Genomic DNA, 23,862 nt, shown 5'->3' with positions numbered 1-23,862 from the left:
GGATCGTGACCCTATTTCGTGAGGTACTTGTCGAGGTACATTTTCAGTTCGCGCGGCATGACGGGCTTGGTGATGAATCCGTTGCAGCCGGCCTCTTCGGCAATGCGCCGGTCGGTGTCGAAAGCATACGCCGTCTGCATGATGACGGGCAGCTTGTCCGTGTGGGTACGAATCTCCTTCAGGGCTTCGATACCGTCCATAACGGGCATTTTAATATCCATCAGCACGGCGTCCGGATTTTGTGAGAGAGCATACTCCACAGCCTCCTTACCGTTCTTCGCCCAAATCAGGTCGTACTCTTTCTTGAGAATTATTTCCAGCAATTTGTAATTGCTTTCCACGTCTTCTGCAATCAGGATCAGCGGCTTGCGCTCGGTTGTGTTATTGTCTGTCATTATACGCTACATTGCAATCAGTGCAAATATAGGAAATATTTCCCGAAAACTTCGTTCGTCAGCGGTAAAATGTTCCTTCAAAATGCGTTGTATTTCCGCATCCGTCGGCGACTGAAAGCCGCACGGTGTGCGTACGCCGCTGTGCCGGGGCGTCGAAAAGGTGAACCAGCGTTCCTTTCATCGGGAATCGGTCGCAGGGAACCCACTCGCCGTCGATTTGCAGCGTCCACGAAGCGATGCCCGAGAAGTTGTCCGAAGCCCGGAACCGCACTCCGTCGGCTTTGGTGAGGTCTGTGCCTTCGGCGAAGAGCGGACAGACCACGGGCCGGAGCGTATCGGCCACGACCACCAGGTCGCCGGCCGTGCGTACCGGGGCGGTTACGGCGTTGTCGGCGTATCTGCCCCCGGCGGACACCAGCGTTCCTTTGCGTGTGCGCACAGCCAACTGGGCCTGCAACTGGAACTGCCGCGGTATGCGGGTGCGCACGCTGACCTCCACCGACCGGAACAGGGGCGTAGTGTGATCGAAAAGGTGGTAGGCGGGCGAGAGGACCACCAAACCCGATACTGCCTGCGGGGCCTCCCCGAGCCCGGGGCGGACAAAGATCGGTTCGTAGATCGCTCCTGCGGGAATGCGGACCTCCGCTTCGCCGCTGATACGCACGGTCGACGCCCGGCCGGGCCATACCGTTACGGCTGTTGTGTCGGCTCCGGCGCGGAACTCCCCGGCGCGTCCGCGGACGGAAAATTCCAGCGTCGAGCAGTTGCCGCAGTCGTCTTCGGCCTCGATGCGGATGCGGCGCACCTCGCCTTCGGCCGTGCGCACCAGCCCGCGCTCCTCCATCACCGGATAGAAACTGTCGGGCGCTCCGGCCAACTGCGCCAGGCGAATCGCCTCGTTGCGCGAATCGAGTTGTATGGGGTAGTAACTCACGGCGTCGCTGTAACGCGACATGTCGTACGTAAAACCGTCCATGCGGAATTCGGATCGGGGGACGCCGTCCACGAATGCCGTCACGCGCCACACCCCGAAGGTGTTCCAGACATCGTTGCGGCGGTCGGTGACTTCCGCCACGAAGTAACCCTTGCGGCCCGTGCCGACGGGGCCGTCGTGCGTCAGGCGGTAGCGGCCTTCGGCCGTGCGTACCACGGCATAACTCTCCGGGGCGCTGTGGACCGGTACGCCCTGCACGGTGTCGACTTCGATATAATGCAGGCGCATGATGCGGGGCGGCAGGTTGTCTTTGGGGCGTATGATTCCTTCGCGGACGAGGTTGTAGAGCCGCTGGGTTTTCGTGTCGCGGATTTCGTAATGGAGGTGCGGGCCGCCCGACGAACCGCTGTCGCCCGAGTAGGCCACTACATCGCCCTGCTTCACGGGCCATGTCCCGGCTCCGAACCAGAGGTTTACGCTGTTCGAACGGCGTGCGTAACGCTCCTTGCGCACGTGCTCCTCGATGTCGTCGCGGAAACGTTGCAGGTGGCCGTAGACAGCCGTCGTGCCGTTTTTCTGCGTGACGTAGACAGCGCGTCCGAATCCGGCCGCCTGCAGCACTATGCGCGAAACATAGCCGTCGGCCGCAGTCACGACCGGTTTGCCTTCCTCGCCGTCGGTCTTGATGTCCACGCCCGCATGGAAATGCCCCGGGCGTATTTCGCCGAAATTGGCCGAGTAGAGCCGTTGTTTCAAATCCCGCAGGGGATAAATATACGCTTCGGGATCGAGTTGTTGTCCCCTCGCCCCGAAGCTGATTGTCGTAAATAAGAACAGTGTTAAAAGTCGTCGCATCTATCCGTCTCCCTGACCATTGCCGAGGCGGCGTCCAGAACGGCCTCGTAGTCGTACCCGAGCGAAAGCCCGTAGCGTATCAATTTGGTTTTCAATTCGTATTGCGTGGCGTATTTCACCGTCCGGGCCTTGCGGCAGAGTTGCTGCGCGAGCCGTTCCCCCATGCCCGAACGGTCGGCCTGCGACAGTGCCGCGTCGATCGTCTCCTTGCGAACCCCTTTGCGTTGCAGGGCCGTGCGGATTTTGTATTCGCCCCAGCCGCTCAGCCGCAGTTTTTCCCGCACGAAGGCCTCGGCATAGCGGTTGTCGTCGATGAACCGGTCGCGGAGCAGTCGGTCGAGCACCTGCTGCGCATCGCGCTCCGCCAGTCCCCAGCCGCGCATCAGCCGCCGTGCGTCGCCCTCCGACTTCTCGGCGCGGGCGCAGAGGCGCATCAGCGAAGCAAGCGCCTCGTCGGGCGTTTTGGTACGTTTTTTCTTCAGTTCATCCGGCTGCATACCATGCGGGGTTTTCCGAAGAGGTCCGTGCGGACCTCGGTGTCGGTATATCCTTCGGCGCCGAGCATGCAGGCGATCTCCTCTGCGGCGCGTTCGTAAATCTCGAAATAGAGCCTTCCACCTTCGCGCAGCATCTGCCGTCCCGCCCGCGCAATGGCGCGGTAGAAGCGGATCGCATCGTCGTCCGGCACGAACAGCGCCAGGGCGGGTTCGTGGTCGCGGACATTGGTGTGCATCGCCGCGCGGTCGCTCTCGGGAACATAGGGCGGATTCGACACGATCACGTCGAAACGCTCCGGAAAGGCCTCGGCCAGTCCTCCGAGCGCATCCGCCTTGCGGAGCGCCACGTTTGCGCCCAGCGCCCGGAAATTCTCCGCGGCGACGGCCAGCGCATCGTCCGAAATGTCGGCGGCGAAAACCGCTGCCCCGGGCAGTCCCAGGGCCAGCGACGCTGCGATACAGCCGCTTCCCGTTCCGACATCCAGCACTCTTTGGGCTGCCTGTTCGTTGCGCAGAACCCAGTCGACGAGCTCTTCGGTCTCGGGACGCGGAATCAATACCCCTTCGCGTACGGCAAAGCGGCGGCCGTAGAATTCCGTATATCCGACGACGTATTGCAGGGGTTTCCCGGACACAAGCTGCGCTTCGGCCCCGGCCAATCCCCCGACGGCGAGTTCCGCCTCCGGATCGGTCAGCAGCGCCGACGGCGTGAGTCCCGAAAGCTCGGCTACGGCGGCCAGCGCGATGCTGCGGGCTTCGCGTGCGTCGTAAAGCCCTGTGAGCCGTGCGGCCAGAGAGTCGATGGTCTCCCGGCGCGTCATCAGCGGATAAAGTCGGCCAGCGCGATGGCTACGGCGGCTTCGACGACCACCGCGCCGCGCAGGGCGACGCAGACATCGTGGCGGCCGTGGATTTCCAGCGGCTCGACCTTGTTTGTCGCCAGGTTGTAGGTTATCTGTTCGCGGCCGATGCTCGGTGTGGGTTTCAGCGCCGCGCGGACCACGATTTCGTTGCCGTTGGTGATGCCGCCGTTGATGCCTCCGGCGTTGTTCGTCGTCGTCGTACCGTCGCAGTCGACGAAGCAGTCGTTATTCTGCGAACCGCGCAGGCGGGCCCCGGCGAATCCGCTGCCGAACTCGACCCCCTTGACCGCCGGTACGGCGAACAGCATATGGGCGATCAGGCTTTCGGCCGAATCGAAGAAGGGTTGTCCCAATCCGAGGGGCACTCCCGAAACGCGGCATTCGACGATGCCGCCCACCGAGTCGCGGTCGGCTGTTGCGGCGTGCAGTACTTCGTTGAACCGTTCGGGGTCGGTGCAGCCGCCGATCTCGGTCAGCCGGGTCGCGAACTGTACGCCTGCCGGCAATACCTTCTTGGCCACCACACCCGCGGCGACCAGCGCCACGGTGAGGCGCGCCGAGAAATGCCCGCCCCCGCGCGGGTCGTTGAATCCGGCGAATTTATGGTAAGCCACCAGGTCGGCGTGCGAAGGCCGGTAGTGGCGCATGACGGTCGAATAGTCCTGCGAGTGGGTATTGGTGTTGGCGAACTCGATGGTCAGCGGAGCACCCGTCGTGTGGCCGTTGTAGAGGCCCGACACGATCTGCGGCACGTCGGGTTCGCGCCGCGGCGTGGTCCCCGGGGCTCCGCTGCGGCGCCGTGCGAGGTCTTCGGCGAAATCTTCCTCCGAGAGCGGAATGCCTGCCGGAATGCCGTCCAGCGAAATGCCGATTTGGTGTCCGTGCGACTCTCCCCAGATGGCGAGCCGGAAATTATGTCCGAATTGATTCATAGAGCGCTGGTTGTCTGATGTGGTGTACTTGTCGGTCCTTTTTTGTCTCCCTCGGGAGGGCGTGCCGCACGCAGCGGGATTTACTCTCGGATGCGTGCCAAATCCTCGAAAAATCCGGGGTAGCTTTTTGCGACGCTCTCGGCTCCTTCGATCTCGACGGCGCCGTCCGAGCGCAGTGCGGCGACGGCCAGCGACATGGCCATGCGGTGGTCGCCGTGGCTCGATGTGCGTGCCGAGCGAACCTTTCCGCCGCGAATCTTCATCAGGTCCTCCTCCGAGGTGTCGACCTCGATGCCCAGGCGGGCGTATTCGTCGCGGATGGCGTCCGCACGGTTGCACTCCTTGTATTCGAGGCGCGAAGTTCCCCGGATGACGCTTACGCCGTCGGCCGCAGCGGCCAGCGCCGCCAGCGCCGGGAACAGGTCGGGGCAGTTCGTCGCGTCGAATTCGAAGGCGCGGAGCGGCCGGTGCAGCACCGTTACCGACTCCTCCTCGTTGATCACTGCGGCTCCCGCGCGCACCAATGCGGTGCAGATGGCCGTGTCGGCCTGCTTCGAGAGCATCGAGACGTTGCGCACGGTGACCTCTCCGGCCGTAGCGCCGGCTACCAGCAGCATCGCCGCGGCGCTCCAGTCGCCCTCGATGCTGAAATAGGTCGAGCGGTAGCGCTGCCGTCCGGGAATGTAGAACTCCTCGTAATCGCGCTGGCTGATCTCGATGCCGAAACGCGCCGCCGTGTCGAGGGTCATATCTAAATAAGGTGTCGAGACCGCCCCGTCGACGTGCAGTATGGTGTCGCGCCTGGCCAGCGGCAGCGCGAGCAGCAGTCCCGTGATGAACTGCGATGAAACCGATCCGTCGACTTCGACCTTTCCGCCCTGAATCGGGCCGCAGACCTCGATCGGGAGGTAGCCTTCGTTGTCGCGCACCCTCACGCCCAGCCGCCGGAGCGGCTCGAACATCATGTGCATCGGACGCCGCAGCAGCGAACCGCGCCCCTCGATGGTGATGGGCGTGGGGCAGAGCGATGCGATGGGAGTGAAAAGACGCGTCGAGAGACCCGATTCGCCTACGTTGAGCACATGGCCCTTCGGGTCGAGCCCTCCCTCGATCGAGAGCGACGTGGGGTCGACCTGGTGCACCCGTGCGCCGAGCGTTTCGATACAGCTCAGGGCCGAACGGGTGTCGTCGCAGAATTCGATGTTGCGCAGTACCGATACCTCCTCCGAGAGCAGCGCTGCCGCGAGGGCGCGCTGTGCATAACTTTTCGAGCAGGGCGGCTTCAGCGTGCCTTTCACGCGGCCCTGCGGAACCGTTTTATCCATATTTACTCCTTAACCTCCTGTCCTTTGCGGTTTTTCATCTCCTGTGTCAACTGGTGGCTCTTCTTGAGCTCGAAATGCTGGCCGAGGTAGACTTTGCGGACCATCGGGTCGGCAGCAAGTTCTTCGGCCGTACCGGTTTTCAGGATCTTGCCTTCGTAGAGCAGGTAGGTACGGTCGGTGATGGCCAGCGTTTCATCGACGTTGTGGTCGGTGATGATCACGCCGATATTCTTGTGTTTCAGTGTCGCTACGATCGACTGGATGTCCTCCACGGCGATCGGGTCCACGCCTGCGAACGGCTCGTCGAGCAGGATAAACGCCGGGTTGATGGCCACGGCCCGCGCGATCTCCGTACGGCGGCGTTCGCCGCCCGAGAGCTGGATGCCGAGGCTCTTGCGCACCTTTTGCAGGCGGAACTCCTCGATCAGCGCCTCGACCCGTTCGTTCTGGTACTCCTTCGAAAAGGTGGTCATCTCCAGTACGGCCCGGATGTTGTCCTCCACCGACAGGCGGCGGAAGACCGAAGCCTCCTGCGCCAGGTAACCCACGCCCAACTGGGCGCGGCGGTAGACGGGCAGGCTGGTAAGTTCGGTGGTCTGGCCTTCGTCGCTTTCGAGGAAGATGCGGCCTTCGTTGGGCTTGATCAGCCCCACGATCATGTAGAAGGTCGTGGTCTTGCCGGCTCCGTTGGGGCCCAGCAGGCCTACGATCTCTCCCTGATTGACATCGATCGACACGTGGTCGACGACGGTCCGGGCCTTGTATTTTTTGACGAGTTCGCTGGTGTAAAGGCGCATTGCGTTTTCGATGAAATTTTTACAAAGTTATGCTTTTTTCCGAAAAGTTTTTTATCTTTACATTGAATTTTCTGATTTTAAAGCATAGTAACGGCGAAATGAAACAATTTGATTCTTCCCTGCTGCATGATAAGCTGAAGGAGTACTTCGGCTTTTCGTCGTTCAAGGGGAACCAGGAAGCGGTGATCCGCAATGTGCTGGAAGGCAAGGATACCTTCGTGCTGATGCCCACGGGCGGCGGCAAGTCGTTGTGCTACCAGTTACCGGCCATGCTGATGGACGGTGTCGCGATCATCATATCGCCGCTGATCGCCCTGATGAAGAACCAGGTCGATGCCATGCGCACTTTCTCGGCCGAGTCGGGAATTGCGCATTTTCTCAATTCGTCGCTCAATAAGACTGCCGTGGCGCAGGTCCGCCAGGACGTACTCGACGGCAAGACCAAACTGCTCTATTTCGCCCCCGAGTCGCTTACCAAAGAGGACAACGTGGCGTTCCTGCGCAAAATCAAGGTTTCGTTCTACGCCATCGACGAGGCGCACTGCATCTCGGAGTGGGGCCACGACTTCCGTCCGGAGTACCGCCGCATCCGGCCGATCATCAACGAAATCGGCTCGGCGCCGCTGATCGCCCTCACGGCGACGGCCACGCCCAAGGTGCAGCTCGACATCCAGAAGAATCTGGGCATGTCCGACGCCTCGGTCTTCAAGTCGTCGTTCAACCGCCCGAACCTCTACTACGAAATACGGCCCAAGCACAATGTCGACCACGACATCATCCGTTTCATCAAGCAGAACGAGGGCAAGAGCGGCATCATCTACTGCCTGAGCCGCAAGAAGGTCGAGGAACTCACCGAACTGCTCGTGGCCAACGGCATCCGGGCGCTGGCCTACCATGCCGGTATGGACGCGTCGACGCGCGCCGCCAATCAGGACGACTTTCTGATGGAGCGCGTCGAGGTCATCGTGGCGACGATCGCCTTCGGCATGGGCATCGACAAACCCGACGTGCGCTATGTCATCCACTATGACATTCCCAAGTCGCTCGAAGGCTATTACCAGGAGACGGGCCGCGCCGGCCGTGACGGCGGCGAAGGCTACTGCCTGACCTTTTATAGTTATAAGGACATCCAGAAGCTCGAAAAGTTCATGCAGGGCAAGCCCATCGCCGAACAGGAGATCGGCAAGCTGCTGTTGCTCGAAACGGTCTCCTATGCCGAGAGTTCGATGTGCCGCCGCAGGACGCTGCTGCACTACTTCGGCGAAGAGTATACCGAGGACAACTGCGGCAACTGCGACAACTGCCGCAACCCCAAGCCGAAGGTCGACGCCCGGGCGTCGCTCAAGATGGCGCTCGAGGCCCTGCGCGACATCGGCGACAAGTTCAAGGCCGACTACCTGGTCAATGTCCTCGTGGGCAAGACCACGGCCCTGATCAAGAGCTACGGACACAATAAGTCGAAATGGTTCGGTGCGGGGGCCGAGCACGACGCCCGCTTCTGGGGAGCCGTGCTGCGCCAGGCGCTGATCCTGGGCCTTGTCGACAAGAATATCGAGAACTACGGGCTTATCTCGGTCAACAGGAAGGGCGAAGGCTACATCGCCATGCCGTTCCCCGTGACCGTGACCCTCGATCACAACTACGACGAGGAAGAGAAAGAGTCCGAATCGGTCGCTCCGATGGGCAAGGGCGGCGCTGCCGACGAGGAGTTGTTCTCGATGCTGAAAGACCTGCGCAAGAAGGTCGCCAAGCAGCACGGGCTGCCGCCGTTCGTCATTTTCCAGGATCCGTCGCTCGAAGACATGGCCGTGCAGTACCCGATCACCGTCGAGGAGATGCAGAACATTACGGGCGTGGGCGTGGGCAAGGCGCGCAAGTTCGGCGAGGAGTTTATCCGCCTGATCAAGGCGTACGTCGAGGAGAAGGAGATCATCCGTCCGCAGGACATGATCGTCAAGGGCGTGGCCAGCAAGTCGGGCAACAAGATTTTCATCATCCAGTCGATCGACCGCAAGATGGATTTCGAGGACATCGCCCGCGCCAAGGACCTCGATTTCGACGAACTGCTGACCGAAATCGAAGGTATCGTCAACTCCGGCACGAAGCTCGATATTTCGTACTACCTGAGGGAGTTTATGGACGAGGACAAGATCGAGGACATTTACCTCTACTTCAAGGAGGACGCCGAGAGCGATTCGCTCGATGCGGCCATCGAGGAGCTGGGGGCCGAATATACCGAGGAGGAGATACGTCTGGTGCGTATCAAATTCATGTGCGAACAAGGCAACTGATTTCCGGCTTTGCAAGGTACTCGGGCACGTCCCTTGCCCGTTCCGAACGGGGAATATTTGTAATCCCGTTTGCACCGGACTTCACGATGCACCGCATCTGTTCCTCTTTCCTTCCGGAGCGGATGAACAAGCGGCCCGGGCCGCGCTGATTAAGTGGGCATAGAGACGTTAAGACAATTTTGTATAACCTAAAATTACAACGCCTATGAACAAGAAGACTTTTACTTTAGCCGTGATCTTTCTGGTTGTGACGCTCGTGTGGTTCGGAATCAACATCTACTGGGCCCTGACCCGCCAGAATAATGTGTTCGATATGGTCGTAGCCCTGTTGTTTGTTGCGGTCGGAATCGGAATGGTTTACAACGAATTTAATAAAAAGAAATGCAAGCACCTCGATGAGGTGAACAAGCACAAAATTCCTTAGCTGATGCGTGTAATTGATCGCTTTATGGCCGTCATGGCTGTTGTATTTTTCATTGGGACCCTGGTTTCGGCATGGCGGGTCGCCGTTGCCGACGGGGGAGATATCTGGTATGTTCCCGTGATTCTGGCCCTGGCATCCGCCACGATGACCGTAGGAGCGTTGCAGCACCGGAAAAGGAAACCTACCCAAAATAAGGATTGATATGAAAACCAATCTTATGCAGCTCGTGCGCCTCGTACTGATGGTGCTGGCTATTGCGGGCATCATCTATGCCATCGAATTCATGGAACGCGGCATCGCCGTGTGGTTTTGGGTCTCGCTGCTCGGCATCGGGTTCGTCGGATTGCTCTATACGTTCCGCCTGACGCAGCGCCGTGCCGCCCGTGCACAGCGCGAACAGCAGCGCCTCGACAAGAAGCGCCAGCGCCGTTCGAAGCGCTGACCGCGTTCGTGAGGCAGGGGATCTGCCGATCGGGGCGCCGGTTCCGGGTGCGAAATCCGCACCGGGATAAATCCGCCGGCCCTGTGCTTGGAATTGCCGGGACGCTTCCGGGTAAACTCTTTGTCTGATAATCGCTGCGTTGTATGGGGCGTTTGTCTGAAAAATCCGCCGGATGATTGTTCATCCGGCGGATTCGTTTGTCAGTTCTGGATGGAAGAGAGTATTCCGTTCTCGAAGTAGAGGTAGCTGCTCAGCCCGTAGACCCATTGTTCGTGTACGCCCCAGCTTCCCGACATGGTGTTGATGTCCTCGGGCGAACCCCATGCCTCACGGCACATGGCCCGGGTCATGCCGATCCGGACTTTGCCCTCCAGGATCAAATCGGCGGTGGCCTTGCCGTATTTCCGGTAGAGCGCAGCCTTACGCTCCTTCTGCTCTTTTTCCTGTTGCAAACGGGCCTCTTCACGCTTGCGGGCCTCCTCGGCGCGCTGGGCGTATACCTCTTCGGACGGGGTGAAGATCAGCTCTTCCATGAAAGCGCGGTCGCTGCCGAGGGTGTATCCTTCGACGCCGAAAGGCGCCGGAAAGCGACAGAGCGGCATGTAAATCCGTACGCTGTCCTCTTTCTTTTCGAAAACGAACGACGGTACGGCGTAACCCTTTCCGTCGCCGATCAGCCGGATGTCGAGGCACTTCAGTTCCGTGCCGAAATTCAGCCGGTTTTCTTCGCCCTGCATAGTCTTGGCCTGCAATCCGAAGTATCCGGAAACATATCCCGGAGCTTCGGGTTTGCGCTTCGTGAGGAAGAACTCCTTGCCGATGTACGCCGCACGGTACTTCTCGACCAGCCCTTCGACGGCGACCGGGTAAAATTCGTCCCGCAGGTTCGTTTTGTCGTTTCCCGCATGTGCATACCAATAGAGTGTTTCGCCCTCTTCGGAGCGGAGCCGGAAAAACCGCAGGTTCTGCTCCGAGATCGCATGGATCCCGACGCCGGTTATCTCGAATGTTTTCCCTTCGATGGCTTCGGCCGGAGTGAACCAGCCTGTTTCGGGAGCCGTCGCGCAGAGATCCCGACCGAGAACGTACGACTCCATTGTCGTGCATCCGCAGGCGGCCGCCGGTTCGTCTTTGTAGAACCGGGGACGGTAAGCGTCGCTGTAAAGGGTGTCGATCCGGAAATCCTCGGGCCGGACCTTCCTGCGGGGCTTGCGCAGCCATGTGGTGTCGACGCGCACGACGGCGGGCGTTTCCGCGAGGAAGTTGAAGTAGGCGACCGGCCGCAGACCGGCGTGGATGTCGCGGGGATAGAACAGCAGACGCTGCCCGACGAGTCCCCGGTAGTATTCCTCCGGGCCGTTCACGCGGATATTGGCCAGCGAATCGTAGACGATCGGTTCGACCTTTGCCGGATCGGCTTTTTGCGGGGTTATGGATTCGATTTTGAACTGTGCAGAGGCGCTTGCAAAGCAGCCCAGACCCAGCAGGAGGCAGGAAATACGTTTCATTTTTTCAGTGAGTATAACGACAAAGGTAGCAATAAATCGAATATTTCGTACCTTTACAGCCGAGAATGGAAAACTATGGGTGAAGTAAGGGCCAAAAAAGCACTGGGACAGCATTTCCTGGTCGATCTGAATATTGCACGCAAGATTTGCGACTCGCTTTCGGGCGGGGATGCGGCCGGTGGGCCGTCGGCGGTGCTCGAAGTGGGGTGCGGCATGGGCGTATTGACGCAGTTCCTGCTGCGCCGCGACGATGTCGTGACTTACGGTGCGGAAATCGACTCGGAGAGCGTCGAATACCTGCACGAGCATTACCCGGAATTTGCACCGCGGCTGATCGAGGGCGATTTCCTGCGGATGAACCTGCGCGAACGTTTCCCCGAAGGTCTGAAGATCATCGGCAATTTCCCCTATAACATCTCGTCCCAGATTTTTTTCAAGGTGCTCGAAAACCGCGACCTCGTGCCCGAGTGCGTGGGTATGATCCAGAAGGAGGTCGCCGTGCGGCTGGCCGAACCTCCCGGGTCGAAGGAGTACGGCATCCTGTCGGTGCTCCTGCAGGCGTGGTACGACATCGAATATCTTTTTACGGTCAACGAGACGGTCTTCAATCCGCCCCCGAAAGTCAAGAGCGCCGTCATCCGCCTGCGCCGCAATGCAACGGAACACCTCGGTTGCGACGAGACGCTTTTCATCAAGGTCGTGAAGGCCTCCTTCGGCCAGCGGCGCAAGATGATCCGCAACTCGCTGCGCTCGGTCTTCGGCGACTTCGGCGGGGCCGACCATCCCTTCTTCACCCGGCGCGCCGAGCAGTTGGGCGTTGCCGAGTTCGTTGAACTGACGAATTGGGTTTCCGTAAACCGTCGGTAACGGCCGCTATTCCCGGTTTAGATACGGTTCCATTTTCCGTGTTTCCACGGCGATGCCCGACTTTTCCAGTCGGGCGATGATGTCGCTGTAATCACCGCTGCGAATTCCTTCCAGATAGTGCCACCGGATCTTTCCGCTGTCGCACGTCAGACGGATGCGCGGGTTACCCCGCAGGTCTCGGATGAACTCCACCCGCCGCAGGCTGCCATAGGGGTAATCGAACGTGCGTCGCGTGAACGGATTGAAGATCGAAATCTTGCGGTTGGAAAGCACGATGCAGTTGCGAGTTGCGAGGTAGAGTAGGTATATTCCGGTATAGAAACCTCCGAGGATGAAAAATCCCCGGGCCTGCAACGTGTCCCACAGCAGCAGACACATTGCGAGCGTCCCGACGTAGAACCAGGATTCCCAACTTCTGAAGAGGGGTTTCCGGTATATTTTCATAACCGGGGCTTTTCCGCTCCGGCGACGACCGTCACCAAGTCCTCCTTCGCCAGGTACTGCCGGGTCAATCGCTGTACGTCTGCGGGCGTCATCTGCCGGATGCGGCGGATGTTCTCGCCGATCACNAACCGCGACCTCGTGCCCGAGTGCGTGGGTATGATCCAGAAGGAGGTCGCCGTGCGGCTGGCCGAACCTCCCGGGTCGAAGGAGTACGGCATCCTGTCGGTGCTCCTGCAGGCGTGGTACGACATCGAATATCTTTTTACGGTCAACGAGACGGTCTTCAATCCGCCCCCGAAAGTCAAGAGCGCCGTCATCCGCCTGCGCCGCAATGCAACGGAACACCTCGGTTGCGACGAGACGCTTTTCATCAAGGTCGTGAAGGCCTCCTTCGGCCAGCGGCGCAAGATGATCCGCAACTCGCTGCGCTCGGTCTTCGGCGACTTCGGCGGGGCCGACCATCCCTTCTTCACCCGGCGCGCCGAGCAGTTGGGCGTTGCCGAGTTCGTTGAACTGACGAATTGGGTTTCCGTAAACCGTCGGTAACGGCCGCTATTCCCGGTTTAGATACGGTTCCATTTTCCGTGTTTCCACGGCGATGCCCGACTTTTCCAGTCGGGCGATGATGTCGCTGTAATCACCGCTGCGAATTCCTTCCAGATAGTGCCACCGGATCTTTCCGCTGTCGCACGTCAGACGGATGCGCGGGTTACCCCGCAGGTCTCGGATGAACTCCACCCGCCGCAGGCTGCCATAGGGGTAATCGAACGTGCGTCGCGTGAACGGATTGAAGATCGAAATCTTGCGGTTGGAAAGCACGATGCAGTTGCGAGTTGCGAGGTAGAGTAGGTATATTCCGGTATAGAAACCTCCGAGGATGAAAAATCCCCGGGCCTGCAACGTGTCCCACAGCAGCAGACACATTGCGAGCGTCCCGACGTAGAACCAGGATTCCCAACTTCTGAAGAGGGGTTTCCGGTATATTTTCATAACCGGGGCTTTTCCGCTCCGGCGACGACCGTCACCAAGTCCTCCTTCGCCAGGTACTGCCGGGTCAATCGCTGTACGTCTGCGGGCGTCATCTGCCGGATGCGGCGGATGTTCTCGCCGATCACTGCGTTGTCGCGGTCGCAGAGGATGTTCTCGATCGTCACGTCGGCGATGCCGAACGGACCGTCGAGGATACGCATCATTTCACCCGTCATCATGTTTTTCACCAACTCCAGCTCCGCTTCGGGCATGGGCTCCGTGCGCAGGCGTTCGATCTCTTTGTAGATTTCCTGCAGGGCCTCCTGTGTAACGTCCGCTCCGACCTGCGCCGCTGTCGCGAAGTAACCTTCGCGTTCGAAATTCACCATTGCGGAGACTACGCCGTAGGTGTAACCGTGCTCTTCGCGGAGGTTCTGCATCAGGCGGGAACCGAAATAGCCGCCCAGGGCCGTCGCTACGACCTGCATGCCCAAAAAATCGGGATGTGTGCGCGGGAACAGCAGGCGGCCGATGCGCAGCGACGATTGTACGGCTCCCGGGTATTCGACGAACGCCGTGTGCGTGGTCTCGGGCGGCGGGAAGGCGATTGCCGTTTCGGCCTCACCGTGGGGGATACGTCCGGCGAGCTGCGCCACGGCCTCCAGTTCGTGGGGCCCGATGCGTCCGCTGCACACGACGAAGCAGTTTTCGGCGGTGTAGAACCGCCGGTAGAAATCGGCTACGGCGTCGCGTGTGAGGCTGTCGTATTCGCGTTCGTCCGACGAAATGCCGTAGGGATGCCGCGGCCCGAACAGCGCCCGGGCAAAGGCTTCGCGGGCTTTTACGTCGATCTTCGCCCGCTCGACCGCCAGCCGCTGCCTGCGTTTGGCGGCGTAGGTCCGCAATTCCTCTTCGGGGAACGTGGGGCAGAGCAGGATTTGCTCCGCCACGGCAAGCGTCTGGTCGAAGAACTTCGAGAGCGTGGCGAAGTTGATGTAGGCGTAGTCGCGGTCGACGTTTACGTCGTACCAAGACCCGTAGTAGTCGAGTTGCTCGGCGACCTGCTGCGCCGTCATGTCGCGTGTGCCTTCCGACAGCAGGTTGGCGGCGGCCGTCGCCGAAAAGGGCGTCTGCTGTACGGCCGACCCGGCACGGAAGACGAACGAAATGCGAAGCACCTCGAAATCGTCCGAGGCGAGCGTGTAGAGGCCGATGCCGTTGGGCAGCGCCGTGCGGACGGCCTGCGCGACTTCGACCTCCGAGGGTGTTATGCGGGGTGGTGTCATTTCTTTGCGTTGTAAATAAGTGTGGAACTGTTTTCGGGACGGAAGATGCGGCGGCTGAACGAGCGGATGTCGTCCTCGGTGACGGCGCGGTAGCGGTCCACCTCGCGGTTGATCAGTTCGAGGTCGCCCAGCATTTCGTAAAACCCGAGGTTCATCGCCTTGTTCATCACGTTCAGCTCGCCGAAAAGCGTGTTGGCCTCGAACTTGTTCTTGACCTTTTCGATTTCGTATTCGGTCGCTGCCGTGTTTTGCAGGGCTTCGATCTCTTCGCGGAAAGCCGCTTCGGCTGTTTCGGCCGTCACTCCCGGCAGCAATTGGCCCGTGAAGACGAACAGCCCCGGGTCGACATCGCCCGAAATGTAGGCGTTGACGCTCGACAGCAGGTTGCGTTCTTTGACAAGATGCATATACAGCCGCCCCGAATCGCCGCCCGACAGCAGGTCCGAAACCAGGTCGGCCGTGTAGAAATCGGGCTGCGTGCGTGCGCACATGTGATAGGCTACGGTAATGGTCGAGGCCGGCACGTCGCGCTCCACCTCCTCGCGGCGGGCTTCGGTCTGCACGGGTTCTTGGGGAATCGGCGCCGTTGCGACGGAACGTCCGGCGATCGGTGCGAACCACTTTTCGGCCAGTTCCAGCATCCGCTCCTCTTCCATGTCCGCCGAGATCGACAGGATGGCGTTCGAGGGGTGGTAGTGGGCGCGGTAGAAGGCCTTCACGTCGTCGAGCGTCGCTCCGGCTATGTGGTCGGTCGTCAGGCCGATGGCCGCCCAGCGGTAGGGGTGGACCTTGTAGGAGAGCGCCCTGAGCAGCATCGTCTGGTCGCCGTAGGGCTGGTTGAGGTAGCGCTGGCGGAACTCTTCGATAACCACCTTTTTCTCGGCTTCGAGTTTCGCGGGGGTGATGTCGAGCCCCTCCATGCGGTCGCTTTCGAGCCAGAGGGCCGTTTCGAGGTTGTCCTTCGGCAGCGTGATGTAGAAATCCGTGTAGTCGTTGTTCGTGAAAGCGTTGTTGTCGCCCGAGGCCATCTGCACCGGGAGGTCGAAGTTTTCCACCGCGTGCGTTCCGCGGAACATCAGGTGTTCGAACAGGTGGGCGAATCCCGTGCGTGCGGGATTTTCATTGCGCGCGCCTACCTTGTAAAGGATATTTACGGCGGCGAGTTTCGAGGCCCGGTCACGGTTGACCACAACGGTCAGTCCGTTCGGGAGTATTTTCTTCTGGTAGGAAATCATGTGTGCAAAGGTAAACTATTTTCCGCTGCGAATGGCGTGCCGCATTGAATTTGTTTCCTGTCCGGCGGCTGGAACGACGTGTGAAAAAAGCAGCGGCGGGAGATACAAGTGACGCCTCATTGTTCGGAAAATGGATTCGGTGACTATGAAGAAGTTTGGGATAGAGAATCCATCGTTCCCGCCGCTGCATGATTCGGTATATACGGCAGAAACGAGAAGAGTGCTGCCGAGATCATGGCTCCTATGGCTCTGGTAAAGCCCGTAAACCCCTCACATCAGCGCGCACCCTTCGGGTACGATCCAATTGTGGGTTTACAAAAAATTTACCAGATTTTAGGAGCCCCAATATAACCGTTTCTATAACGATATTTAAAGAACGAATATAAACGTGTTTCTGACGGCAAAGTTAGTAAAAAATCCGGTTTTGCCGCCGATGTGTCCGAAAGTCCTATACATAAACCTTAATTTTTGGGGCATTATCCTGCCGCCGGGACGGTTATATGCAGCATTGCGGCGGCATCGGCGGTTTCGGATTGGCCGGGTAACCGTTTTTTTTCGAATATCGCGGAGGATGGGCCGTGAAAATGCCGCCTCTTTTTTCGGCGAGGGTTTTGCGGGGCCGTCTCACGGATTGCGGCCGGTTTACGCCGGGCTTTCCTTGCTCTCGGGGTGTGACTTGCGGGTAATCCGCTATTGGTTAGCCAGTTCGGCAACTCGGTGATTTCCCGCAAGTTCGTTGTTAGTTGAATAACAGGGCGATTGTTATTTTATTAACATTTGAAAAGGTAAAAATTTACACTTTTTTGAAAGAAAATAGACATCGTTTCTCGGCCGAAATTGCTATATTTGCATCGCCCGTTTGTCCGGGCTATGCCTGAAATATCGGAAATACACACAAATATCATCTAAAATTTCAACTAAAATGGCAGAAAAGAAATTTATCACTTGTGATGGTAACTACGCTGCGGCCCATGTGGCTTATATGTTCTCGGAAGTCGCAGCCATCTATCCCATCACGCCGTCGTCGACGATGGCCGAGCTCGTGGACGAGTGGGCCGCCCAGGGCCGTAAAAATATCTTCGGTGAAACCGTTAAAGTCGTTGAAATGCAGTCGGAGGCCGGAGCCGCAGGCGCCGTGCACGGATCGCTGCAGAGCGGCGCCCTCACCTCGACGTTCACCGCTTCGCAGGGTCTGCTGCTGATGATCCCCAATATGTACAAGATCGCCGGCGAGCTGCTCCCGGGCGTATTCCACGTTTCGGCGCGTGCGCTGGCTGCACAGTCGCTGTCGATCTTCGGCGACCACCAGGACGTGATGGCTGCCCGCCAGACGGGTTTTGCGATGCTCGCCACCTCGTCGGTCCAGGAGGTCATGGACCTCGCCGGCGTTGCGCACCTCGTGTCGCTGAAGGCCCGCGTGCCGTTCCTGCACTTCTTCGACGGTTTCCGCACCTCGCACGAAATCCAGAAGATCGAACTGGTCGACGAAGCCGCTTTGACGGCGCTGCTCGACCGCGATGCGCTGAAGGAGTTCCGCGCCCGTGCGCTCAACCCCGAACACCCCGTGACCCGCGGTACGGCCCAGAACCCCGACATCTATTTCCAGACGCGCGAGGCTTCCAATAAGTTCTACGACGCGATTCCCGACATGGTGGCCGACACCATGAAGGAGATTTCGAAGATTACGGGCCGCGACTACAAGCCGTTCGTATACTACGGTGCGAAGGATGCCGAAAACGTGGTCGTAGCGATGGGCTCGGTGACCGAGACCATCAAGGAGACGGTCGACTACCTGATCGCGCAGGGCGAGAAGGTGGGCGTCGTTACCGTGCACCTCTACCGTCCTTTCTCGGTGAAATACCTCATGGCTGTGCTTCCCGAGAGCGTGAAGCGTATCTGCGTGCTCGACCGCACCAAGGAGCCGGGAGCCAACGGCGATCCGCTCTACCTGGACGTTGTCGAAGCGTTCGCAACCTGCCCGTGCGACAAGAAGCCGCTCGTCATCGGCGGCCGCTACGGTCTTTCGTCGAAGGACACCACCCCGGCGCAGATGCTGGCCGTGTTCGAGAACCTGAAGATGAACGAGCCGAAGAATCAGTTCACGGTGGGTATCGTGGACGACGTGACGTTCCGTTCGCTGCCCGTCGGCGAGGAGATTTCGCTCGCCAAGCCCGGCACGTTCGAGGGCCTCTTCTTCGGCCTCGGGGCCGACGGTACGGTGGGAGCCAACAAAAACTCGATCAAGATCATCGGCGGCACGACCAACAAGTACTGCCAGGCCTATTTCTCCTACGACTCGAAGAAGTCGGGCGGTTACACCTCGTCGCACCTGCGTTTCGGCGACCTGCCCATCACTTCGCCTTACCTGGTGACCACCCCCGACTTCGTGGCGTGCCACGTGCCTTCGTACGTCGACAAGTACGACGTGCTCAAGGGTCTCAAGAAGGGCGGTTCGTTCCTCTTGAACTCGGTGCACGACGCCGAGACGACCTGCGCGACGCTGCCCGACCACATGAAGGTCTACCTTGCCAAGAATAAGATTAACTTCTATATCATCAACGCCACGAAGATCGCCGCCGAGCTGGGCCTGGGTTCGCGTACGAACACCATCATGCAGTCGGCATTCTTCAAGATCGCCAACGTCATTCCCTTCGACAAGGCTGTCGAGGAGATGAAGAAGGCCATCCTGAAATCCTACGGCAAGAAGGGCGAGGATATCGTCAACATGAACTACGCGGCTGTGGACGCCGGCGGCGACGCCGTCGTGAAGGTCGAGGTTCCGGCCGAGTGGGCGAATATCACCGTGAAGGAGGAGGCGCACACCGCCGACGCCGCGCGTCCTGACTTCGTGAAGAAGATCGTCGATCCGATCAACGCCCTGAAGGGCGACCTGCTGCCCGTTTCGGCCTTCAACGGTCGTGAGGACGGTACGTGGGACAACGGCACGGCCGCTTACGAGAAGCGCGGTATTGCCGTAAACGTTCCCGAGTGGAAGATCGAAAACTGTATCCAGTGCAACCAGTGCGCCTATGTCTGCCCCCACGCTGTGATCCGCCCGTTCCTCGCTACGGAGGAGGAGGCCGCCGCTTCGGGTGTGGAATGGAAGCAGGGCCTGGGCGAGACGAAGGAGTACAAGTTCCGCATCCAGATTTCGCCGCTCGACTGTACGGGCTGCTCGAACTGCGTCGATGTCTGCCCCGCCAAGGAGAAGGCCCTCGTGATGCGTCCGCTCGAAGAGCAGATGCCCCAGCAGAAGAACTGGGATTACATCACCAAGCATATCGGTTACAAGCAGGTTGTCGACAAGACCAAGTCGGTCAAGAACCTGCAGTTCGCCCAGCCGCTGTTCGAGTTCTCGGGCGCCTGCGCAGGTTGCGGCGAGACTCCGTATATCAAAGCTATTTCGCAGCTCTTCGGCGATAAGATGATGGTTGCCAACGCGACGGGTTGTACTTCGATTTACTCGGGTTCGGCTCCCTCGACGCCTTACTGCACCAACGATGCCGGCCAGGGTCCCGCATGGGCCAACTCGCTCTTCGAGGATAACGCCGAATTCGGCCTGGGTATGCACATCGGCGTAGAGAAGCTCCGCGACCGCATCCAGGATACGATGGAAGCCGCTATCGCGAATTGCACCAAATGCTCCGACGAGCTGAAAGCCGTGATGAAGGAGTGGATCGAAAACCGCGGTTCGTCGGCTAAATCGGCCGAGGTTTCGGCCCGCCTGATCCCGATGATGGAGGCTTGCGGCTGCGACTACTGCAAAGAGATCCTTGAACTGAAAGACTGGCTCGTGAAGAAGTCGCAGTGGATCATCGGCGGCGACGGCTGGGGTTACGACATCGGCTACGGCGGTGTGGACCACGTGCTGGCTACGGGCCACGACGTGAACATTCTGGTCGTAGATACCGAGGTTTACTCGAACACCGGCGGCCAGTCGTCGAAATCGACTCCCGTGGGCGCTGTCGCCAAATTCGCATCGAGCGGTAAGCGTATCCGCAAGAAGGACCTCGGCGCCATGGCCATGACCTACGGTTATGTCTATGTGGCCCAGGTTTCGATCGGCGCTTCGCAGCAGCAGTTGTTCAACGTGCTCAAGGAGGCCGAGGCCTATCCCGGACCTTCGCTGGTGATCGCCTACGCTCCGTGTATCAACCACGGTATCAAGGGCGGCATGACCCGCACGCAGACCGTCGGCAAGGAGGCCGTAGCCTGTGGTTACTGGCACTTGTGGCACTACAACCCGATGCTCGAGGAGCAGGGCAAGAATCCGTTCGTGCTCGACTCGAAGGAGCCCGACTGGTCGAAGTTCCGCGAGTTCCTCTTGAAGGAGGTGCGCTATACGTCGCTCCAGAAGGCCTTCCCGGGCGAGGCTAACGAACTGTTCGCCGCCGCCGAGGAGAATGCCAAGTGGCGTTTCAACGGTTACAAGCGCCTTGCGCAGATGGAGTACTAAAAGTTTATTCGAGAGTAAAGGCCGCATCCCCTCCGGATTGCGGCCTTTTTTTGTTGACGCTGTATTGCCCGCACCGGGAAGCGTCCGAATCGGTTTAAAAAGCTGTGTTTCGGTTTTTTTCTGTTTGCGGCTGTTGCGCAACCCGATTATATTGCCTATTTTTGTCAGACAAAAACCGACCTGAGATGAAGAAAACACTCCTCTTGCTCGCCGTGCTTTTCGGCGCCTGCGGTACGGCCTTCGGCTGGGGCAAGACCGGGCACGACGCCATTGCTTACATTGCCGAGTGCAACCTGACGCCCCGGGCGAAGAAGAACATCGGGAAGTACCTCGATGGCCGTTCGATTGTCTACTACGCTTCGTGGATGGACGCCGTGCGCGCTACGAAGCCTTACCGCGCCACCTCGAAATGGCACGGATTCGATGCCGATGCCGAGTGCCGTTATGTGCCCCGAATGGCTGAAGGCGATGCCGTGCTGGGGATCGAGGATGCGATAGAGAAACTCCGCGACTATCGCAGCCGGGACGATTCGACGGTCCGCGTGGCGATCTACTGCCTGGTGCACCTGGTGGGGGACATGCACTGCCCGACGCACGTCAAATATCCTTGGTACAGCAGCTTCGGGTTCGAGCTTAACGGCCGTAAATGTGCTTTTCACGGCTTCTGGGATACCGAGGCCCTGGAGCTTAACCACCGTTGGGGTTACGAGGACTACCGTTACCAGCTCGACCGCTGTTCGAAATCCGAACGCCGTGCCCTGGCCGCCGGTACGCCCCGCGAATGGGCCGGGGAGAATGCCCGCAACTGCCGTGTGATCTACGACTGGGTCAAGCCCGGTGACCGGCTCGACAAGGCGCAGACGAGCGCTTACCTGATGACCGTGCAGCCTCTTGCCGAACAGCAGGTCTTGAAAGCCGGTTACCGTCTGGCGCGTATTTTGAATGAATTATTCGGTTAATAAACGTATTTTGAAATTATGAAAAAGATTTTTGCAGCCGCTACGCTGCTTTTAGCCATGACCGCCTGCGGCGGTTCGCAGAAGAAGGCTCTTCCGCTGGAGGGCACGACGTGGAAACTCGCCAAGATGGAGACGATTCCCGCAAAGGCCATCGACGCCGAGGCCGATTTCTTCACTTTGCAGTTCAATGCCGCCGATACGCTCGTGTCGGGCCGCACCAACTGCAACCGCTTCTTCGGTAAGTACGAACTCGAGGGCCAGAAACTGGAGTTCGAGAACATGGGCATGACCCGCATGGCCTGCCCTGAAATGGAGTACGAGGATGCCTTCGTGAAGATGCTCGACGAAGTGGACCGCTTCGAGATCGATGGCTCGGCCCTGAAATTATACGACGATAAGAAGGTCGTCGCCGAATTCCGCGCCGTGGAGAACGCTCCGGCCAAGAAGTAATCCGGCTTTGCCGCAATAAAACCCCGCTCTCGGATTCCGAAGGCGGGGTTTTATCTTTTTGCCGCTATGTTGTTGCGTTGCATTGCGTTACCGTGTCTGGCGCAGCGTTGGCGTTTCTGTTTCGCATGTGCTGCCCCTTTCGTGCGGCGGAATCTATTTTCCGGAAGCGGTCTTCGCATCGAACCGTTCGAAAAACTCCCGGAGCGTAATCCCGTAGTAGGCGCACAGGTCGGCGAGCGTCGAGATCGAGATATTTCCGTGCCCGGATTCGATCCGGCCGATGTTGATGTCGGTGTCGGTGAAAACCTGTTTCTGGGACAGCTTGCGGGTGTGGCGCAGTTCGCGCAGTCCGTTAACCACATCGCGGATCACCGGCTCGTTATAGCGTTCGTTCTTTCGTTGCATACTGCAAAGTTACATTAAAATCGCCATTTTCGAGCGCCTTGCCGGGACTCTTATTTGCCAAAACCCCGCTAAAAACGACGTTTTCCGCTCTTTCCGTTGCGTAAAACGTCGTTTGCCGAACCGCAGCCCTTTTTCCGTTAGGCTGCGGTCAATCGGCCTTGTGCATGCTCTGAAAAGGTTTTGATCGTATTCTGTTCGGTCCTAAGCCTTGGCGGGACGGAATTTTTAGCTATCTTTGCACAAATAATTCAAGGGTAAACAACTCTTTATACCTCTCTGCAAACTTAGGGAGCCTCTTCGGAGGTTGTTTGAATCAGGTATGATTGTTGTCAGTCCTGTGTATGCCCCGACCTTTGGGTTGGGGCAGTCACGGGCGCGGGACGACTTTCTGGTTCATGGCTCCCTAAGGCCAGCATTGAGGAGGTCAGACTCGCGCTTTTTTGTTTTGTCTTCCATGCAAAGCCGCGCAGTCGTATTCCGGGGCGGCGTCAGACGTTGCGTCACTGTCGGGATTTTCCTTCGGGAATAATCCCCGTGCCGCCCCGCATTGGTTTTGGGGCGGCGGCTGTGATTTAGGCGTCACAGGCAACATTCTTCCTGCAGGATTCCTGTTTTGCCGTTCGTTTGCGGACGACGGGTGTACAGAGGCGTCACTGGAGAGTTCTCCGACAGGATCCATCCGCTGCTCCTTCTTTTTCGGGGGCGGGCCGACGGCCGAATACGTCGCTACTTACATACTCGAGTTTCACCAGGCGGATGGTTCCGTCCCCGATTTTTATTGAGACTGCGGCGCACGAAAAAAGCGGCTTCCCGGAGGAAACCGCTTTTTATCGTTTTCGTTTGTTGGGTTTACTCGCTCAGCGGGGAAACGCTTACATAAGATTTTCCTGCGCCTTTCTTGCAGAACTCTACCGTTCCGTCGACGAGGGCGAAGAGCGTATGGTCTTTACCCATGCCTACATTTTCACCGGCGTTGTGCACCGTTCCGCGCTGGCGAACGATGATGTTGCCCGCCTTTGCGAACTGACCGCCGAACAGTTTGATGCCGAGTCGCTTGCTTTCCGACTCGCGGCCGTTCTTCGAACTACCTACACCTTTCTTGTGTGCCATGTTACTTCAGTTTTTAAAGGTTATGCAACGATTTCCTCGATGAGAATCTGCGTAAGGTACTGGCGATGGCCGTTGCACTTCTGGTAGCCCGTGCGACGCTTCTTTTTGAACACCAAAACCTTGTCATCTTTCAGATGCTTCAGGATCTTGCACTTCACTGTGGCGCCTTTCACTACAGGTGCACCAACTTTAACCTGACCGTCGTTGTCTGTGAGCAGGACTTTGTCGAAACTTACGGACGAATTTTCTTCGCCCTGAAGACGGTGAACATAAAGTTTCCGACCTTTTTCAGCTTTAAATTGCTGACCTGCAATCTCTACTATAACGTACATTTAAGTCGATTATGTATTTGAACATAAATTGAGTGTGCAAATATACGCATATTTATCTTATAAACAACACACCCGGCAATTTTTTT

23 protein-coding genes and 1 pseudogene are annotated in these 23,862 nt (G+C 58.7%); 9 read left to right on the top strand and 15 right to left on the bottom strand.

Annotated elements, in window-relative coordinates:
* Positions 1-11: 11 nt before the first annotated feature.
* From KG007_RS12205 to lptB, 7 genes are all read right to left on the bottom strand, one after another.
* Complete coding sequence (locus KG007_RS12205; protein WP_195461430.1) at positions 12-395, bottom strand: response regulator; 384 nt, start codon at positions 393-395, stop codon at positions 12-14.
* Positions 396-453: 58 nt separating this feature from the next.
* Positions 454-2,184 (bottom strand): M23 family metallopeptidase, encoded by a 1,731-nt coding sequence (locus tag KG007_RS12200; protein WP_213349144.1) that lies wholly within the window; start codon positions 2,182-2,184, stop codon positions 454-456.
* A complete protein-coding gene (locus tag KG007_RS12195) occupies positions 2,169-2,681 on the bottom strand; it encodes a regulatory protein RecX (RefSeq protein ID WP_213349142.1) in 513 nt (170 codons plus the stop codon). The genes KG007_RS12200 and KG007_RS12195 overlap by 16 nt, the downstream gene beginning before the upstream one ends.
* On the bottom strand, positions 2,663-3,502 hold the full coding sequence (prmC, locus tag KG007_RS12190; protein WP_213349139.1) for a peptide chain release factor N(5)-glutamine methyltransferase: 840 nt from the start codon (positions 3,500-3,502) through the stop codon (positions 2,663-2,665). The genes KG007_RS12195 and prmC overlap by 19 nt, the downstream gene beginning before the upstream one ends.
* Positions 3,502-4,476: a chorismate synthase gene (locus tag KG007_RS12185; protein ID WP_195461426.1), complete on the bottom strand. Its 975-nt coding sequence runs from the start codon at positions 4,474-4,476 to the stop codon at positions 3,502-3,504. The genes prmC and KG007_RS12185 overlap by 1 nt, the downstream gene beginning before the upstream one ends.
* An 80-nt stretch (positions 4,477-4,556) precedes the next feature.
* A complete protein-coding gene (gene aroA, locus KG007_RS12180) occupies positions 4,557-5,801 on the bottom strand; it encodes a 3-phosphoshikimate 1-carboxyvinyltransferase (protein WP_213349136.1) in 1,245 nt (414 codons plus the stop codon).
* A gap of 2 nt (positions 5,802-5,803) precedes the next feature.
* Positions 5,804-6,598 (bottom strand): LPS export ABC transporter ATP-binding protein, encoded by a 795-nt coding sequence (lptB, locus tag KG007_RS12175; protein ID WP_195461424.1) that lies wholly within the window; start codon positions 6,596-6,598, stop codon positions 5,804-5,806.
* 98 nt (positions 6,599-6,696) lie between these two features.
* Here lptB and recQ point away from each other — a divergent pair, with 98 nt between their 5' ends.
* The 4 genes from recQ to KG007_RS12155 all read left to right on the top strand — a co-directional run bounded on the left by recQ (position 6,697) and on the right by KG007_RS12155 (position 9,755).
* On the top strand, positions 6,697-8,889 hold the full coding sequence (recQ, locus tag KG007_RS12170) for a DNA helicase RecQ (protein ID WP_195461423.1): 2,193 nt from the start codon (positions 6,697-6,699) through the stop codon (positions 8,887-8,889).
* A 205-nt stretch (positions 8,890-9,094) separates the two neighbouring features.
* Positions 9,095-9,313 (top strand): hypothetical protein, encoded by a 219-nt coding sequence (locus tag KG007_RS12165; protein ID WP_195461422.1) that lies wholly within the window; start codon positions 9,095-9,097, stop codon positions 9,311-9,313.
* A gap of 3 nt (positions 9,314-9,316) precedes the next feature.
* The gene (locus KG007_RS12160) at positions 9,317-9,514 is read left to right on the top strand and encodes a hypothetical protein (protein ID WP_213349133.1); all 198 of its coding nucleotides are present in this window, start codon (positions 9,317-9,319) and stop codon (positions 9,512-9,514) included.
* 1 nt (position 9,515) lies between these two features.
* Positions 9,516-9,755: a hypothetical protein gene (locus tag KG007_RS12155; RefSeq protein WP_195461420.1), complete on the top strand. Its 240-nt coding sequence runs from the start codon at positions 9,516-9,518 to the stop codon at positions 9,753-9,755.
* 200 nt (positions 9,756-9,955) lie between these two features.
* Here the strand turns inward: KG007_RS12155 and KG007_RS12150 are convergent, their stop codons facing one another.
* Positions 9,956-11,263 carry a hypothetical protein gene (locus KG007_RS12150; RefSeq protein WP_213349132.1) on the bottom strand — a complete coding sequence of 436 codons (1,308 nt, stop codon included), beginning with the start codon at positions 11,261-11,263 and terminating at the stop codon, positions 9,956-9,958.
* 75 nt (positions 11,264-11,338) lie between these two features.
* On the opposite strand from KG007_RS12150, the gene rsmA reads away from it, so the two are divergent.
* Positions 11,339-12,130 carry a 16S rRNA (adenine(1518)-N(6)/adenine(1519)-N(6))-dimethyltransferase RsmA gene (rsmA, locus tag KG007_RS12145; protein WP_213349130.1) on the top strand — a complete coding sequence of 264 codons (792 nt, stop codon included), beginning with the start codon at positions 11,339-11,341 and terminating at the stop codon, positions 12,128-12,130.
* A gap of 6 nt (positions 12,131-12,136) precedes the next feature.
* Here rsmA and KG007_RS12140 read toward each other — a convergent pair whose 3' ends face one another.
* A complete protein-coding gene (locus KG007_RS12140; protein ID WP_195461417.1) occupies positions 12,137-12,574 on the bottom strand; it encodes a hypothetical protein in 438 nt (145 codons plus the stop codon).
* 111 nt (positions 12,575-12,685) lie between these two features.
* On the opposite strand from KG007_RS12140, the pseudogene KG007_RS12135 reads away from it, so the two are divergent.
* A pseudogene (locus tag KG007_RS12135) lies at positions 12,686-13,120 on the top strand (ribosomal RNA small subunit methyltransferase A); the annotation flags it as partial.
* Between the two features lie 6 nt (positions 13,121-13,126).
* Here the strand turns inward: KG007_RS12135 and KG007_RS12130 are convergent.
* The 3 genes from KG007_RS12130 to KG007_RS12120 are packed head-to-tail and all read right to left on the bottom strand — an operon-like array spanning position 13,127 to position 16,064.
* Complete coding sequence (locus KG007_RS12130; protein WP_195461417.1) at positions 13,127-13,564, bottom strand: hypothetical protein; 438 nt, start codon at positions 13,562-13,564, stop codon at positions 13,127-13,129.
* A complete protein-coding gene (locus KG007_RS12125; RefSeq protein WP_213349128.1) occupies positions 13,561-14,829 on the bottom strand; it encodes a M16 family metallopeptidase in 1,269 nt (422 codons plus the stop codon). Before KG007_RS12125 ends, KG007_RS12130 begins: the two co-directional genes overlap by 4 nt.
* On the bottom strand, positions 14,826-16,064 hold the full coding sequence (locus KG007_RS12120) for a M16 family metallopeptidase (RefSeq protein WP_195461415.1): 1,239 nt from the start codon (positions 16,062-16,064) through the stop codon (positions 14,826-14,828). Before KG007_RS12120 ends, KG007_RS12125 begins: the two co-directional genes overlap by 4 nt.
* A 922-nt stretch (positions 16,065-16,986) precedes the next feature.
* Between KG007_RS12120 and nifJ the strand changes: the two genes are divergently transcribed.
* The 3 genes from nifJ (at position 16,987) to KG007_RS12105 (ending at position 21,929) form a co-directional block, all read left to right on the top strand.
* Positions 16,987-20,520, top strand: a complete 3,534-nt coding sequence (gene nifJ, locus KG007_RS12115; protein WP_213349125.1) for a pyruvate:ferredoxin (flavodoxin) oxidoreductase — start codon at positions 16,987-16,989, stop codon at positions 20,518-20,520.
* A 185-nt stretch (positions 20,521-20,705) separates the two neighbouring features.
* Positions 20,706-21,479, top strand: coding sequence for a S1/P1 nuclease (locus tag KG007_RS12110; protein WP_213349123.1), 774 nt, complete (start codon positions 20,706-20,708; stop codon positions 21,477-21,479).
* A gap of 18 nt (positions 21,480-21,497) precedes the next feature.
* The gene (locus tag KG007_RS12105; protein WP_249413339.1) at positions 21,498-21,929 is read left to right on the top strand and encodes an META domain-containing protein; all 432 of its coding nucleotides are present in this window, start codon (positions 21,498-21,500) and stop codon (positions 21,927-21,929) included.
* Positions 21,930-22,082: 153 nt separating this feature from the next.
* Here the strand turns inward: KG007_RS12105 and KG007_RS12100 are convergent, their stop codons facing one another.
* From KG007_RS12100 to rplU, 3 genes are all read right to left on the bottom strand, one after another.
* Positions 22,083-22,334, bottom strand: coding sequence for a helix-turn-helix domain-containing protein (locus tag KG007_RS12100; protein WP_195461410.1), 252 nt, complete (start codon positions 22,332-22,334; stop codon positions 22,083-22,085).
* 849 nt (positions 22,335-23,183) lie between these two features.
* Entirely contained in the window at positions 23,184-23,444 is a 261-nt protein-coding gene (gene rpmA, locus KG007_RS12095; RefSeq protein WP_195461409.1) for a 50S ribosomal protein L27, read from the bottom strand.
* 20 nt (positions 23,445-23,464) lie between these two features.
* Positions 23,465-23,776, bottom strand: coding sequence for a 50S ribosomal protein L21 (gene rplU / locus KG007_RS12090; RefSeq protein ID WP_195461408.1), 312 nt, complete (start codon positions 23,774-23,776; stop codon positions 23,465-23,467).
* Positions 23,777-23,862: the final 86 nt, after the last annotated feature.

This window comes from Alistipes montrealensis (genome assembly GCF_018362775.1).
In the GTDB taxonomy this organism is placed as follows: Bacteria; Bacteroidota; Bacteroidia; order Bacteroidales; family Rikenellaceae; genus Alistipes; species Alistipes montrealensis.
Note: the sequence above shows the minus strand (reverse complement) of the source record. Positions and strands in the feature narration are given on the sequence as shown.

Bases quoted from the DNA above. Each gene is read 5' to 3' on its own strand.
- KG007_RS12205 (WP_195461430.1), bottom strand. From the start codon at position 395: ATGACAGACAATAACACAACCGAGCGCAAGCCGCTGATCCTGATTGCA.
- KG007_RS12200 (WP_213349144.1), bottom strand. From the start codon at position 2,184: ATGCGACGACTTTTAACACTGTTCTTATTTACGACAATCAGCTTCGGG.
- KG007_RS12195 (WP_213349142.1), bottom strand. From the start codon at position 2,681: ATGCAGCCGGATGAACTGAAGAAAAAACGTACCAAAACGCCCGACGAG.
- prmC (WP_213349139.1), bottom strand. From the start codon at position 3,502: ATGACGCGCCGGGAGACCATCGACTCTCTGGCCGCACGGCTCACAGGG.
- KG007_RS12185 (WP_195461426.1), bottom strand. From the start codon at position 4,476: ATGAATCAATTCGGACATAATTTCCGGCTCGCCATCTGGGGAGAGTCG.
- aroA (WP_213349136.1), bottom strand. From the start codon at position 5,801: ATGGATAAAACGGTTCCGCAGGGCCGCGTGAAAGGCACGCTGAAGCCG.
- lptB (WP_195461424.1), bottom strand. From the start codon at position 6,598: ATGCGCCTTTACACCAGCGAACTCGTCAAAAAATACAAGGCCCGGACC.
- recQ (WP_195461423.1), top strand. From the start codon at position 6,697: ATGAAACAATTTGATTCTTCCCTGCTGCATGATAAGCTGAAGGAGTAC.
- KG007_RS12165 (WP_195461422.1), top strand. From the start codon at position 9,095: ATGAACAAGAAGACTTTTACTTTAGCCGTGATCTTTCTGGTTGTGACG.
- KG007_RS12160 (WP_213349133.1), top strand. From the start codon at position 9,317: ATGCGTGTAATTGATCGCTTTATGGCCGTCATGGCTGTTGTATTTTTC.
- KG007_RS12155 (WP_195461420.1), top strand. From the start codon at position 9,516: ATGAAAACCAATCTTATGCAGCTCGTGCGCCTCGTACTGATGGTGCTG.
- KG007_RS12150 (WP_213349132.1), bottom strand. From the start codon at position 11,263: ATGAAACGTATTTCCTGCCTCCTGCTGGGTCTGGGCTGCTTTGCAAGC.
- rsmA (WP_213349130.1), top strand. From the start codon at position 11,339: ATGGGTGAAGTAAGGGCCAAAAAAGCACTGGGACAGCATTTCCTGGTC.
- KG007_RS12140 (WP_195461417.1), bottom strand. From the start codon at position 12,574: ATGAAAATATACCGGAAACCCCTCTTCAGAAGTTGGGAATCCTGGTTC.
- KG007_RS12130 (WP_195461417.1), bottom strand. From the start codon at position 13,564: ATGAAAATATACCGGAAACCCCTCTTCAGAAGTTGGGAATCCTGGTTC.
- KG007_RS12125 (WP_213349128.1), bottom strand. From the start codon at position 14,829: ATGACACCACCCCGCATAACACCCTCGGAGGTCGAAGTCGCGCAGGCC.
- KG007_RS12120 (WP_195461415.1), bottom strand. From the start codon at position 16,064: ATGATTTCCTACCAGAAGAAAATACTCCCGAACGGACTGACCGTTGTG.
- nifJ (WP_213349125.1), top strand. From the start codon at position 16,987: ATGGCAGAAAAGAAATTTATCACTTGTGATGGTAACTACGCTGCGGCC.
- KG007_RS12110 (WP_213349123.1), top strand. From the start codon at position 20,706: ATGAAGAAAACACTCCTCTTGCTCGCCGTGCTTTTCGGCGCCTGCGGT.
- KG007_RS12105 (WP_249413339.1), top strand. From the start codon at position 21,498: ATGAAAAAGATTTTTGCAGCCGCTACGCTGCTTTTAGCCATGACCGCC.
- KG007_RS12100 (WP_195461410.1), bottom strand. From the start codon at position 22,334: ATGCAACGAAAGAACGAACGCTATAACGAGCCGGTGATCCGCGATGTG.
- rpmA (WP_195461409.1), bottom strand. From the start codon at position 23,444: ATGGCACACAAGAAAGGTGTAGGTAGTTCGAAGAACGGCCGCGAGTCG.
- rplU (WP_195461408.1), bottom strand. From the start codon at position 23,776: ATGTACGTTATAGTAGAGATTGCAGGTCAGCAATTTAAAGCTGAAAAA.